The sequence below is a fragment of the Methylobacterium sp. 092160098-2 genome (genome assembly GCF_028920805.1).
Classification (GTDB): domain Bacteria; phylum Pseudomonadota; class Alphaproteobacteria; order Rhizobiales; family Beijerinckiaceae; genus Methylobacterium; species Methylobacterium fujisawaense.
The window spans coordinates 909166-923409 of the sequence record NZ_JAQPZJ010000002.1 but is presented as its reverse complement, the minus strand read 5'-3'; the positions used below and the strand labels follow the sequence as shown (position 1 = coordinate 923409).

Below are 14244 nucleotides of genomic sequence, written 5' to 3'. Positions count from 1 at the left end.
CCGCCGGCCCGTCGCGCACGCCGTCCCGAACCGCGGCATCCGGCAGGCGACGCGCGGACCACCCGGCGCCCCGCAGGAGCCGGGGAGGTCGACATTGGACAGACCGGCGCGACGCCGCATGCCAAGCAATCGCGCGCGGCTCCTTCGTCGTCGTCCCATCCCTCGTCATGGAGCCTGCCCTCGGTGCTTCGCCCCGGAGGCTTCTGATGAACCAATGCCCTAGCTTGGGCATTGTCACGACATCGCGGCACTGCAGCGGGAGTTACCCGATCATGAGAAACGTATTCAGAACCGGCGCCCTATTGGCCGTCGCCATCGGCGCTTCCGGCTGCATTCCTTTGCGGAACGGCGGTATCGACGTGACGAGCAGTCTTTCGCCCACCTCCGGACATGCGGGTCCGAACACGTCGGCCGGGTCCTGGCAGATGCCGTTCCAGCTCCTTCCGATCGCATCCGTTCCCGGTGGCGAGCGCGACAGCGTCGTCGCCTACGTTCCACAGACCGGGTTCGTCAAAGGCAAGGCGGAGACCGTCGCGGCCATCGGACAGCCGCTCCAGGGGCAGCCCGGGGCGAACCTCGCCCTTCCGGCGTGTCGGGAGGTGGTCACCAAGGAGGCCGCGAAGAACGGCGCGAAGGACATCGAGACGGTCTCGGAGGGTCCCAGCCGGCGGGTGGCGTCGAACCGCTACGACGGGCCGGTCCGCTTCCGCATCACCTACGGGGAGCGGAACGGCGTCTTCGATGTTCGCGAGGCGACTTTGAACTGTACGGTAGACGCCAAAGGCAAGATCGTCGACGCGAAGGTCTGACCGCCGGCGCGTGCCTCGCGGTCGCCGTCCGGCAGGGCCGGCGGCGACCGCGTAAGGCCCGGGCAGGCTACGACGGCGGCCCGGCGGGATCGGATGGGGCGTCCCAGTCCGGTTCACCTGCCGACCTTGGCTCGTTTGAGAGAGCGCCGATGGGCGCCGGCCGCCGTCCCGGCGGTCTCCGCCCTGCGCTGCAGTCGCCGCCATGCCACCGCGCCCCGCAGGCTCGGCAGCCGCCATCTCGCGGCCCGGGCGAGCAGGCGGTCGAGTTCCGGAAGGTCGACGACGCCTGCGGGCATTCCGGCCGGGAACGTCGCGGATCCCGTGAAGACGACCAGGGGCCGGAGCCGACAGCCCCATCCCGCAGCACGCCTGACCGCGGCCACATGACCGTCGTTCTGGAGGAGGGGGTTGTAGAACCTCCGCTTGGCGCCTCGGCTCACCTGCGTCCACGTTCGCTCGCCGGGGCGGCCGAAGCAGGCTCCCGAGTAGTGTTTCGTCTCCAGGATGAACAGCGTGCGTCCCGCGCGCACGACGTGGTCGATCTGCGTCGCACCTCCCGACGTGCGGAGATAGATGTCGTGGAGCGCCGGAAGGCCTGTCCTCGAGACGACCCCGATCACCCGCCTCTCGCCGATCCGGCCGGCCTCCGGCGACGGCTTCGGGAACTTCCGTCCCATCGGCAACGCGGCCGCGGCGACGAGGCAGGCGCCTAGGACTGCCAACAGGATGAGAGCGAGCGGAAGCGTCACTTCGGTGTCCATGCCCCACCGGGCCGCCTTCGATCTGGACGCGGTGCGGGGTGCGGGTCAAGGTCCGCCTTGGGCTCTTCGCGTTCGAGTATCCTCGCCCACGGCCCGACGCCGGGGGTTGAACGAAGGAACCGTTCGGGCAATGCTCCCCGTTCCTTAAGAGGTTCGGACATGCCCACGGCGCTTCAGCTTCCTCCCGGCTGCCTGCTCATCGAGCGGGACGGGCTGCCGCCCGGCTGCGCGCTGCTGAAGTGGTCCGACGGCGACGTCGACATCGTCGATGCCGACCTGCGGGTACGGGCCACCGTCCGCTTCGATGTCGACGTGGAGGCCTGGGCGCTCTTCGTGCACGACGCTCCCCGGATGCCCTCCGGCGGGACGCGCCCGAGGGGCAGGCGGCTGTCGGCGGCCTGCGAACCGGAGCGGCTGCTGGCGGCGTTCGACCTGGGTGCGGAGCTCGACGCGGTGGCCTGACGAAGGCCCGCTTTGCGTCTTGCGAGGGTGCTCGGCATCCTCTCCGAAAGGTTCGGAGAGCGAAGGAATGAGCGCGCAGCGAAAGCCCGGCTGGGACCGACGGGCCGACAACGAGGTCCTCTACGGCGGCGACGTGCTTCTGACCGTATCCGAGAGCGAGGATGCGGCCGTCATCCTGACCACGTCCATCCCGTCGATGCCCCAGCGCTTCACGTCGCTCGAGGTGCGCGAGGACGGGGCCTACCTCCACCGTTCCGACGGCCAGGAGGTCCGGTTCGAGACCGATCCCCTGCTCGCCGAGATGGCGGCCGAGATCGGCTCGGTGAGGATCGAGGAGGTGGAGCTCGCCGGTGGCGATCGCCGCTTCACGCGGAACGAGGTCTACGCGATACCGGCCCTCGCAGCGGATCGCCCTGTCACGGGACCTTCCGAAAGCGAGCCGCTGTCCGCGCCCAGCTTCGGCATGTGAGGGAAACGACATGGCGGCCAGACGCGCCCCACGCGGCAGCCGGATTTCGGTCGGCGGCACCACCGAGATCGCCGGCGCCCTGATCGCCGCCTCGCTTCAGGGGGAAGGCGCCGGCGTCGTGTCGCCGACCGACGGGCCGTCGTTCCGATGGACCAAGGGCATCGACGATCCGGTCGTCGTGGACGCGTTGGCGTCCGTCCGCGAGATCTTCGCCACCGAACCCGACATGGCGATCCTCGACGTCAGGGCCGTGGCTTCGGCCGAGTGGACCGAGGGTCGGATCGACGGGCTGCTCTCCGCCGCCGGAACCGCGGATGTCGGCGCGGTCGAGGCCCTCTCGCGCAACTTCGCCTCCGGCGTCGTGCCGGAGGTCCATCGTCCGCTCTCGTCGATGGCACCGTCCGCAGGCGTCGCCTGGATCGTCCCGTACTCGCCGTTCTCGGGCGGGTGGGATGCCACGCGCGAACTCCTCGGCGTAGCCCGTAGGGTGTGGCCGGTGGCGCAGCTGCGGGCGGAGGATGCCAGGAGGTTCACGGCCGGCCGGCAGATCGGGCTCGCGATGGCCGGCGAGTTCCTTCCCGAGAGCTTGGACCGCCTCGAGGACGATGCCCCGACGAGCGCGTGGCGCTCGCATCTGGCGCAGGCGTTCGCCGATCTCGTCGGATGTGCCGTACTCCGGCGCCTGGGTTCGCACGAGGCCGCCGATCTCGTCCCGCAACTCCGCGAGGCGAGGGCCGGATTGCGGATCGTCGACGGACGTCTTCAGCGGGAGGACGTCGTCTTCGATACTGCAGCTCCTTTGCGCGCGGCAGGAGCGTTCGACGACGGCGAAGCGATCGTCCGCCGCGTTCTTGCGCATGCGCATCCCCCGGAGGACTTTCTGGGCCCCGTCACACCGGTCGAGGCCGATCGTGTGGCCTTCCTCGAAGAGACGGGCGCGGTCACCGCCTGCGACCATGATCTGCTGCCCGAGGAACTGCGTGCGGTCGCGGCCGACATGCTCTCCGCGGACCTGCAGGACGTCGTCGCGACGCTTCCGGACGATCCGCGGGCTCTGGAGCGCTTCGTCCTGTACGGAGCCTGGCGCTCGCCCATCGGTCTCCAGGAGATCTTCCGGGATATCGCCGATCAGGTGCGCCCCGAAGCCGTGGCCGCCGACGTGGTGCGGGCCGAGCACGTCCCGACCTTCACGCTGGCATGAGGCCGCAAGCCCCCGGACGATAATTGTCCCCGACGGCTGCCGAAGTCGGACATGGTCCGCGCTCGAGGGCGTATCATGCCTTCGACTGAATGGAACGGCGAGAACGAAGGAAAGGACACGACGTTAATCTAAAATGTACGGAGGCGGGCCGAAAAAGCGGCTTGTTCCTTTGCATCCGAGGCGTCGGCGCCTTAATCTGGTCGCGAAGGAACGACCGGAACCGTCATGCCGCTGCTTCGTCGCGCGATCGCGCTCACCCTGTCCGCCGTGATGGCCTTCGGCCAGCCGGCCGAGGTGCTGGCCGCGTCCTACGTGTTCCGCCAGCCGACGACAGCCGGCACCTACCCGATCCCCACCATCACCAACAACGTCGTCACCTCCCAGACCTACTACAAGGTCGACGGCCGCAGCTACTCCATCTCCTGGCAGGGCACCGGCGGACGGTCGCCATACCTGTTCGAGATGGTCGGATCGCCCCTCCCGCCGGGCTGCTCCACTCCTTTGCAGTCCGGCTCGATCCTTTCCACCGCCTGCACCTTCACGACAGAGGGGAACTACTCGGGCGTCATCGTCCAGCTGACCGACGCCAACGGCATGGTCGTGCGCGACAACGCGCCGACCATCTACGTCTCGGCTCCTTCGCCGACGCTCGGCACCTACAACTTCCCCTTCACCGGGTCCGTCGGCATCCCGTACAGCGGATCGCTGCGCATCTCCGGCGGCCGCCAGCCCTTCAACGTCTCCCGTGCCACCGGCGATCTGCCGCCCGGGCTGTCCCTCTCCACCACTCAGGACGTCAATTCCGGCGTCTGGTCGGTGGTGCTGTCCGGCTCGCCGACGACGCCCGGGAGCTTCACGTTCGACATCCTCGTCACCGATTCCAACCAGAAGCAGGTGACCTCCTCGAAGGTCAACATTTCGGTCTCCTACGGGCCGGTCTCGCTGACCCTGCGTAGCTCGAAGACGCCCGGCGTCTTCAGCGCTGTCGCCGGTAAGCCGATCCAGAATGCGGGCGTGAACATCGTCGGCGGCACGCCGCCGGTGGCCTTGTCCCAGCTCTCCGGATCGATGCCGGATGGTGTGGCCCTCGCCCAGGACGGCCTCCTGAACGGCACGCCGACCAAGCCCGGCACCTATTCGGGCATCCAGGTGAAGGCGGTCGACTCGAACGCCGCTCCCAAGTCGGCGACCTCTCCGACCTTCTCGGTGGTGGTGGCGACCGAGCTGAACGCGATCGTTTTGGGCGCCAACGACGCCTACGTCCGCAACCAGCCGATCCCGACCATCTCGACCGCCGTCTCCGGCGGCACCGCGCCGTACACCTACGCGCTGAACGGCACCGTGCCGCCTGGGCTGTCCTTCTCGACGACCAACGGCCAGATCACCGGGACGCCCACGGTCGCCGGCCAGTTCGGCGGCCTATCCGTGACGGCGACGGATGCCAACGGCTACGTCGCCCAGACCTCCGCCTTCTCCATCAACGTCGCCGACCCGCTGGTGATCTCCGGCACGCCGCCGCGGGGCGTGGCCGGCTCGGCCTACTCCTTCACCTTCGGCGCGGCCGGCGGCCAGCAGCCCTACAGCTTCTCGCTCGCCCAAGGCAGCCTGCCGTTCGGCCTCGCGCTGTCGAGTTCCGGCACGATCTCCGGCACGCCGTTCATCGCCGGCACGACGACGAACCTCGTCGTCCGCGTCACCGACGCGAACGGCACCACCCGCGACACGGCTCCCTTCTCCATCACGCTGGCCGACCAGCTGACCGTCGCCAGCGGCCCGGCCGGCGCAGCCACCACCGGCGTGGGCTACTCCTCGGCCTTCGCCGCGGCCGGCGGCACCGCGCCATATTCCTTCGCCCTGGTGTCGGGATCGCTCCCGCCCGGCCTGTCCCTTGCCACCTCCGGCGCCATCTCCGGCACGCCGACGGCGGCCGGCAGCTACGGCCCGTTCAGCGTGCGCGTCGTCGACGCGGACGGCACGATCGCCACCGCCGACGCCACCATCGTCGTCTCCTCGCCGCTGACCATCGCCGGGTCCGCTCCGGGCGGCATGGTCGGAGCCGACTACACCACGACCTTCACCGCCGCGGGCGGCTCCAGCCCCTACGCCTACGACATCGCCGCCGCCGCGCTGCCGGACGGCCTGTCGCTCGAGGCAGCCACCGGTCGGATCTCCGGAAAGCCGACGAAGGCCGGGACCTTCTCCGGCATCGTGGTCCGCGCCACCGACGCCTCGGGCCGCACGGCCCAGACGACCGTCTCCATCGCCATCGCGGCGCCGCTCCGCATCGCAGGCACCCCGGCGGATGTCGGCACGGTCGGACAGAGCTACTCCGCCTCCTTCGGCGCGTCCGGCGGCACAGGCCCCTACGCGTTCTCGCTCGCCTCGGGCACGCTGCCGGCCGGCCTGAGCCTGTCGGCGACGTCCGGTGCCATCTCCGGCACACCGACCGTCGCCGGTCTCGCCGAGGGGCTGACCGTCAAGGTGACCGACGCCGCCGGCCGCACGGCCGTCTCCGACGCCTTCCGCATCGCCGTCACCGAGGTCCTGGTGGTCGCCGGCTCGGCCTCGACCTCCGCGATCGCCGGGCAGACCTACTCGGCCCAGTTCAGCGCCTCCGGCGGTACGGGCCCCTACGCGTGGACCCTGGCGTCCGGAACGCTGCCCCCGGGCCTCTCGCTCGACGCCGCGACCGGCCTCGTGGGCGGTACGCCAACGACGCTGGGCTCCTACCCGGGGATCCAGTTGAAAGCCACGGACGCGGCGGGTCGCACCGCACTGTCGGCGATCTTCGGCATCTCGGTCTCGTCCAGCCTCGACATCGCCGGCAATCCGCCCGGGTTCGCCACGGTCGGCCAGCCCTATACCGCCGCCTTCACCGCAACAGGAGGTGTGGGCGCCAAGACCTTCTCCCTGGCGACCGGCCAGCTGCCGGCCGGCCTGACCTTCGACACCGCCACAGGTCTGATCTCGGGGACCCCGACGACCAAGGGCATGTCGCCGGCCATCGCCGTGCGGGTGCGCGACGCTTCGAACTCGGCGGCGACCGCGCCTGCCTTCGACCTGTACGTCTCCGACCCGCTCGTCGTCTCCGGCATCCCCGCCGGCGACGCCACGGTCGGCTCGGCCTACTCTGGCAACGCCACCGTCGCGGGCGGCCGCCCCGCCTACGCCTGGACGCTCGACGCCGGCACCCTGCCGCCCGGCCTGCAGCTCTCGGCGGTGACCGGCGTGATCGCCGGCACGCCCACCCAGGCGGGCACCGCCTCGGGCCTGCGCCTGCGCGTCACCGACGTCGACGGCCGCACCGGCACAACCGATCCGTTCTCCATAGCGGTGACCGCTCCGTTGACCGTGGCTGGCCAGACGGGCCCGGGCACCGTCGGCAGCGCATACTCCGCACAGTTCACCGCCGCCGGCGGCCTCGGGCCGTACGGCTACCAGATCGTCGGCGCGACCCTGCCCGCCGGCCTGACCTTCAACACGGCCACCGGCGCCATCACCGGAACGCCGACCGCCGCCGGTGCCGCCGGACCCATGCAGGTGCGGGCGACCGACACGAAGGGGCGCTTGGCCAACACCGCGAGCTTCACCATCGACGTACGCGATCCGCTGCGGCTGGTCGGCAGCAACATCGGGCCCGGTACGGTCGGGCAGGCCTACTCGGCTGGCATGATTCCGGCCGGCGGGCGTGGGCCGTTCGTACTGACCGTCGCGGAAGGCTCGCTGCCGCCTGGCCTGACGATCGAACGCACCACCGGCGCGATCGGCGGCACGCCGACGGTAGCCGGCAGCTATCCGGGCATCGTCATCGACGCCGTCGACGCCGACGGCCGCACCGCGCGCTCGGAGGCCTTCGGCATCGACGTCGCGGTCGGTCTCGCGGTCGCGGGTGTCCCGCCCCAGCCGGCGACCGTGGGCGTGCCCTACAGCTTCGCCTTCACCGCCAGCGGCGGCCAATCGCCGTACGCCTGGACGCTCGCGGGTGGTACCCTGCCGCCGGGTCTCGGCCTGGACGGCTCCGGCGCGATCGGAGGCACTCCGACCCGCGTGGGCTCGGTCTCCGGCCTGTCGGCCGTCGTCACCGACCGCGCGCGCCGGACCGGGGCTTCCCAGCCCTTCACGATCGACGTCCGCGATCCGGTCTCGGTGACGGGTGACCCGGCGCGCGTGGCCGTCCTGGGCCAGTCCTACAGCGCCGCCTTCACCGCCGCCGGCGGCCGCGGCCCGTACGTCTTCGCCATGGTGGGCACGCTCCCGGCAGGCCTGACGCTCTCGTCGAGCACCGGCACCATCTCGGGTACCCCCAGCATCGCCAACGACGCCACGGGTCTGCGCGTCCGCGCGACGGACGCCGACGGTCGGACGGGCGTGACGGATCCGTTCTCCATCTCGGCCACCACGGTCCTGGCGCTCGCGGGCTCGCCTGCCACCTTCGGGGATGTCGGAGCCGCCTACTCGGCCGGCTTCACCGCCACGGGCGGCAAGGCCCCATACGCGTTCTCGCTTGCCGCCGGCACGCTGCCCGCCGGCCTGACGCTCGACACGACCACCGGTCTGATTTCGGGCACAGCCACCGCCGCCGGCGCCGCCACCGGTCTGCAGGTCGCGGTCGTCGACGCCAACGGCACCCGCGTCGCGTCCCAGGTCTTCGCGATCGCGATCGCCGATCCGCTCTCCGCAACGGCCGACGTCGCCCGCGCCACGGTCGGCACGACCTACGCCGCCAGGATCGTCGTCTCGGGCGGACGAGCGGCCTACGCCTATGCGCTCGCCTCCGGCACGCTGCCGGCCGGGCTGAGCCTCGACACGGCCATAGGCCGGATCGGCGGCACGCCCGGTGCCGCCGGCACCAGCGGCGACATCCAGGTCCGCGTCTCCGACGCCGACGGGCGCATCGCCCTGACGCCCGCCTTCCGCATCGTCGTCGACGGACCGCTCGTCCTCGCGTCCGTTCCCGCCCAGACAGCCACCGTCGGCATCGCCTACGACTCCACTGCCGGAGCAGGCGGCGGCCGTGCACCGTACGCCTACGCCGTCGCCACAGGCGTGCTCCCCGCCGGCCTGACGCTGGACTCGACCTCGGGCCGGATCGCCGGCACGCCGACCGTGATTGGAGCCGCCGAGGGCTTGTCGATCTCCGTCACCGACGCCGACGGCCGCACTGCCAGCTCGAAGACCTTCCGCATCGACGTGCGCGACGCCATGGCGCTCGCGGGCACCGCGTCGCCCTTCGGCACCACCGGGCAGGTCTACGGCCCGTTCCAGTTCACCGCCTCCGGCGGCCGTGGCCCGTACGTCTACGAGATGGTCGGGACCCTGCCGACCGGCGTGAGCCTGTCCGGCACCGGCGTCCTGTCCGGCTCGCCCACCCGCGGCGGCACCTCGACCGGTCTGCAGGTCCGCGCCACCGACCAGGACGGCCGCACCGCCCTCTCCGCGGCCTTCGACATCCAGGTCTCCGCAGGCCTGCTCGTGACCGCCGCCCTGCCGGGCGCGGCCACCACCGGCACCGCCTACGTCGGCACGGCCTCCGCCAGCGGCGGCCGGGCGCCGTACACGTTCGGTCTGGCTACGGGCGCGCTGCCCCCAGGCCTGTCCATCGACACCGCCTCCGGCGCGGTCGGCGGCACGCCGACGACCGCCGGCTCGTACGCCGGCATCTCGGTGAAGGCGACCGACGCGGATGGTCGTGTTGCGGCCGCGACGGCTTCCACCATCGTGGTCTCCGACCCGCTCTCCGCCTCGATCAGCCCCGCCCCGGCGGTGCGCTCGACCGCCTACACCGCACAGGTCTCCGTCCAGGGCGGCCGCTCGGGCTACGCCTACGCGCTGGCCGTCGGCACCCTGCCGACCGGCCTGACGCTGAACGCGTCGACCGGTGCCATCTCCGGCACGCCCACCACCGCGCAGGTCGCCTCGAACCTGCAGGTCCGGGTCACCGACGCGGACGGCCGCACCGCGCTGACCCCCGCCTTCGCGATCTCGGTCGCCCCGGCCCTGTCGCTGTCGGTGCGCTCGCCGCTCGCGGCGACGCTCGGCACGGCCTTCACCGCCGCCGCCACCGCGGCGGGCGGCCGGACCGCCTACGGCTACGAACTGGCCGCCGGCACGCTGCCGGCCGGCCTGACCCTGGATGCGGGCACGGGCGCCATCTCCGGCACCCCGTCGGCCGTGGGTCGGTCCACCGTGACCCTGCGCGTCACCGACGCGGACGGGCGCACCGCCACGGCCGGCACGACGATCTCGGTCGTCGATCCGATGGTCCTGGCTGCATCGAACAGCGACGCCGTCGCCACGGTCGGACAGCCCTTCTCCCGCGGCCTCGCGGTGGTCGGCGGCCAGTCGCCCTACGGCTACGCGCTCGCCTCCGGCACGCTGCCGCCGGGCCTCAGCCTGTCGTCGAGCACCGGCACGATCGCCGGCACGCCGTCGCAGGCGGGGACCTTCGGCAACCTGTCGATCCTCGTGACTGACGCCGAAGGCAGAACCGCCACGACGGGCGCGTTCGTCATCGACGTGCGCTCCGCGCTCGCCTTCGCAGGCGTTCCCTCGCAGATCGCAACCGTCGGCATATCCTACGACTCCTCCGCCCTGGTGACCGGCGGCGCGCTGCCCTACGCCATCTCGCTCGCGTCCGGCACGTTGCCGGCCGGCCTGTCCCTGGACTCCGCCACGGGTCGGATCACCGGCACGCCGACCACCGTCGGCACCGCCTCGGGCCTGCAGCTCCAGGCCGTGGATCAGGCAGGCCGTGTCGCTCTCTCCGCCCCGTTCCCGATCGACGTGCGCGCCTCGGTCACCGTCGCCGGAACTCCGGCGACCGCGGCAACGATCTCGGCCGGCTACGGCCCCTACGCCTTCAACGCCGCCGGAGGCCGCAGCCCGTACACCTACGCGATGGTTGGTTCGCTCCCCTCCGGCCTCTCGCTGTCCAGTGCCGGATCGCTCTCCGGTACGCCGACTGCAGCCGGCACCTTCACCGATCTCCAGGTCAGGGCGACCGATGCCGACGGCCGTACGGGGACATCGAGCGCGTTCGCCATCACCGTCTCGCAGCCTCTGGCAATCTCCGGGTCCTCGCCCACGACAGCGACGGTCGGCACGACCTATGTCGGCGGCTACACCGCACGGAACGGGCAGCAGCCGTACGCCTTCAGCCTCGTGGCGGGCAGTCTGCCGACGGGTCTGTCCCTCGACGCGAGCTCCGGCCAGATCTCCGGCACCCCGAGCAGCACGGGGTCCTACCCGGGCATCCAGGTCCGCGTCACGGACGCGGACGGGCGCATAGCAACTGCGGCGGCCTTCGCGCTGACAGTTTCGAACCCGCTTTCGGCATCCGCCAATCCGGGTCCGGCGGTCCGCTCGAGCGCGTACTCGGCCCAGGTCGCGGCAAGCGGCGGCCGTGCGGGCTACGCATACGCCCTGGTCGCCGGAACGCTGCCGACCGGCCTGACGCTTGGCGCATCCACCGGCACGATCTCCGGCACGCCCACCACCGCGCAGGTCGCCTCCGGTCTGCAGGTGCGCGTGACGGACGCCGACGGCCGGACCGCCCTGACGGCCGTCTTCGCGATCTCCGTCGCCCCGCCGCTGTCGCTGTCCCTCGCCAACCCGATCCAGGCCACCATAGGCACCGCGCTGGCGGTCTCCGCCAACCCGGTCGGCGGGCGCTCGCCCTACGTCGTCTCGCTGGCTTCGGGCACGCTTCCGTCCGGCATCTCCCTCGATGCCGGTTCCGGCGCCATCGCCGGAACGACCTGGTCCACCGGCACCTTCGCCTTCGGCGTGACCGTGGTCGACGCCGACGGGCGTAGCGTATCTGCATCCTCGACCCTGGTCGTGCAGAACCCGGTTGCCGTCGGCGCGCCGAACACCACCGACGGCATCATCGGCTCGACCTTCACTTCCGCCCTTTCGGCATCGGGCGGCTCCGGCAGCTACAGCTTCGCTCTGGCGGCAGGTTCGCTTCCGCCCGGCCTGTCGCTGAACACGGCCACCGGCTCGATCGGTGGGACACCCAACACCGCAGGCACCTACCAGGGACTGCAGGTGCGGGCGACGGACGGCGTCGGCCGCCAAGGGCTCTCGCCCACATTCACGCTGACGATCGACTCCACCATGTCGATCTCCGGAAGCCTCGCGAACGGCTCGGTCGGTTCGTCCTACCTCGCCAACATCGCCGCCCAGGGAGGACGCGCTCCCTACGCCTACGCTCTGGCGGCCGGCACGTTGCCGACCGGCCTGACGCTGGACGGTTCGACCGGCGCGATCAGCGGCATGCCGACCGCCGGTGGCACCTACTCGGGCATCCAGGTCCGCGCCACCGACGCGCTCGGCCGCTCGGCCGCGACCGCTTCGCTGTCCATGCAGGTCCTGGCGCCGCTCGCCATCGCGGGAGCCCCGACCGCCTATGCGGTCAGGGGTACGGCCTACTCGTCGGGGATCACCGGCACCGGCGGACGGATGCCGTACGCGTTCTCCGTCGTATCCGGCAACCTGCCCTCCGGCCTGGTGCTCTCGTCCTCCGGCGCGATCACCGGAACGCCCACGGTGTCGGGGGCCTCGTTCGCCGTGCGCCTCCAGGATGCCGACGGACGGGTCGTCGTGAGTCCGACCTACACGATCACCGTGTCCGCTCCGCTGTCTCTGAGCGTGTCCTCGCAGTCCATGTACATCGCGCAGGGCGACGCCTACTCGGCCAGTCTGACCGCCGCCGGCGGCGCCGCCCCGTACAGCTTCTCGATCTCGAACGGCTACCTGCCGGATGGGCTGTCGCTCACCTCGGCGGGTGCGCAGGCCTCCATCGCCGGTACGCCGAGCTATCCCGGCCCGTCGGACATCCCGGTCATGGTGACGGACGCCGGCGGCCGGACGGCGACGGTGCGCCTCTCGATGATGGTCGCGGCGAGCGTGTCGCCCGGGGTCGGCACCTTCCGGTTCGTAGGCCTCTACGATCGGATCCTCGAGAAGGGCCACTACTACAACACCAGCAACCCGGTGGTCGGCGGCCAAGGCCCCTACAAGTTCACCGCGCCCAACGGATTGCCGGCCGGCCTGACGCTCGATCCGAACACGGGAACGATCTCGGGAACCGCCCAGCGGCCGTACGGCTCCGGAGACAACGCGTACTACAACATCTACGCCACCGATGCCGTCGGACGCGTGGCGGGGGCGTCCCTCGGGCAGTTCTACCCAGGCGGCTTCGTCGTCTCAACCATGTACGCCCAGCGCTGGGCGACCCTCGGCCGACCGTACCCCGGAGCCGCCTTCCAGGCCTACGGCGGCGCGGCACCCTACACGTTCACGGTGACCGGGCTGCCCCCGGGCCTGACCGCCAATCAGATCAACGGCGAGACCGTCTGGGTGACCGGCACGCCCAACACCGTCGGCGCGTGGACCATGGGCTGCACGGCGACGGACCGGAACGGCACCACGGTCGCGTGCCAGCAGCCGCAGACCGTGAAGGTCGAGGACGCGCCGCCCACGCCGAACGACGTCCTGCCCATATCGGCGGTGACGGCAACGAACGCCCAGGGCGGTCAGTACCAGTCCCTGCTGTACGGAAGCCTGTTGCGATGGGATCAGTACTTCTGGAACCTAGCTAAGCCGGTCTTCAAGACGGCGGGGTCCTGGGTCGACATCACGTTCCCCGAGCCGGTCCGCGCGAACGCCGTGTATTGGGTGAGTCAGCAGAGCCCCGGGGGGAACCCGTCGAGCAGCATGCAGGTCTCGGTCTCATCGGACCTCGGCGGATACGCCAACGCCAAGTACGGCCCGTCGGGGATGTGGGAGTTCGACCGGACGATCTACGGGTCGAGGTTCCGCGTCACCCTCAACTCGACATCGAGCACGGATATCGCATCCACGCCGCAGATCGCCTTCGGGCAGTATCCGAAGGGGAACAACGACGCCATCCAGGTGGGATACACGAACACCAGCAACGCGCAGAGCATGACCAACGGATCGGTCGTCGACATCGGCCCAGTCATCAACAGCGGGCTCCAGCCGCAGCCTTGGCTCTTCCCGAGCGGGTTCCGCTGGGCTCTCAAGGGGAGATATCCGTTGGTGCCGGGGTTGACGTTCAATCCGACCACCGGACGCGTGACCGGAACGGTTTCGACCGCCGGCGCGGCAAAGGGCTACTACGAGGTGTGGGTCTACGGAACGGACGACTACGGACGGGTCTACGACACCTATCCCTTCGTCATGAACAACCAGTAGCGGCACGGTCGCGAACTACGTCGCGGCGGGGTCGGTCAACTCCGCCGCGACGTATCGCCCAGGTCGACGGCCGCTTGCAGACGAGCGGTGATCCAGAGGTGGCCGCGTCGCAACGCTCGCGGGGTGCGGAACGACCGGCGCCGAGCGTGGTCTGCGACGACGACCATCGCGGATCGTGGCCGTGATCCGTAGGAGACGAGCCTGCATCTCGGCCGCCGGGCCTTCGATATCATTCCGGTGCGAAGGAATGATGGGGCTTGATGGCCTCATGCCTTTGCGTATCGGATCCGCGCGACCTATTGTGATCGCGAAGGAACCACC

At 71.0% G+C, this 14244-nt stretch carries 6 protein-coding genes; 5 read left to right on the top strand and 1 reads right to left on the bottom strand.

The window, feature by feature from the left end; translation table 11 throughout:
* The first annotated feature begins 425 nt into the window (after window positions 1-425).
* Window positions 426-809 carry a hypothetical protein gene (locus PQI07_RS30005; RefSeq protein WP_274928552.1) on the top strand — a complete coding sequence of 128 codons (384 nt, stop codon included), beginning with the start codon at window positions 426-428 and terminating at the stop codon, window positions 807-809.
* 113 nt (window positions 810-922) lie between these two features.
* Here PQI07_RS30005 and PQI07_RS30000 read toward each other — a convergent pair whose 3' ends face one another.
* Window positions 923-1570, bottom strand: a complete 648-nt coding sequence (locus PQI07_RS30000; RefSeq protein WP_274928551.1) for a nuclease-related domain-containing protein — start codon at window positions 1568-1570, stop codon at window positions 923-925.
* Between the two features lie 159 nt (window positions 1571-1729).
* Between PQI07_RS30000 and PQI07_RS29995 the strand changes: the two genes are divergently transcribed.
* The 4 genes from PQI07_RS29995 to PQI07_RS29980 all read left to right on the top strand — a co-directional run bounded on the left by PQI07_RS29995 (window position 1730) and on the right by PQI07_RS29980 (window position 13923).
* Entirely contained in the window at window positions 1730-2032 is a 303-nt protein-coding gene (locus PQI07_RS29995; protein WP_274928550.1) for a hypothetical protein, read from the top strand.
* 67 nt (window positions 2033-2099) lie between these two features.
* Window positions 2100-2501 carry a hypothetical protein gene (locus tag PQI07_RS29990; protein ID WP_274928549.1) on the top strand — a complete coding sequence of 134 codons (402 nt, stop codon included), beginning with the start codon at window positions 2100-2102 and terminating at the stop codon, window positions 2499-2501.
* A gap of 10 nt (window positions 2502-2511) precedes the next feature.
* A complete protein-coding gene (locus PQI07_RS29985; RefSeq protein WP_274928548.1) occupies window positions 2512-3702 on the top strand; it encodes a hypothetical protein in 1191 nt (396 codons plus the stop codon).
* Window positions 3703-3927: 225 nt separating this feature from the next.
* Window positions 3928-13923: a beta strand repeat-containing protein gene (locus PQI07_RS29980; protein ID WP_274928547.1), complete on the top strand. Its 9996-nt coding sequence runs from the start codon at window positions 3928-3930 to the stop codon at window positions 13921-13923.
* The last annotated feature ends 321 nt before the right edge of the window (window positions 13924-14244 follow it).

Bases quoted from the DNA above. Each gene is read 5' to 3' on its own strand.
- PQI07_RS29995 (WP_274928550.1), top strand. From the start codon at position 1,730: ATGCCCACGGCGCTTCAGCTTCCTCCCGGCTGCCTGCTCATCGAGCGG.
- PQI07_RS30005 (WP_274928552.1), top strand. From the start codon at position 426: ATGCCGTTCCAGCTCCTTCCGATCGCATCCGTTCCCGGTGGCGAGCGC.
- PQI07_RS29985 (WP_274928548.1), top strand. From the start codon at position 2,512: ATGGCGGCCAGACGCGCCCCACGCGGCAGCCGGATTTCGGTCGGCGGC.
- PQI07_RS30000 (WP_274928551.1), bottom strand. From the start codon at position 1,570: ATGGACACCGAAGTGACGCTTCCGCTCGCTCTCATCCTGTTGGCAGTC.
- PQI07_RS29990 (WP_274928549.1), top strand. From the start codon at position 2,100: ATGAGCGCGCAGCGAAAGCCCGGCTGGGACCGACGGGCCGACAACGAG.
- PQI07_RS29980 (WP_274928547.1), top strand. From the start codon at position 3,928: ATGCCGCTGCTTCGTCGCGCGATCGCGCTCACCCTGTCCGCCGTGATG.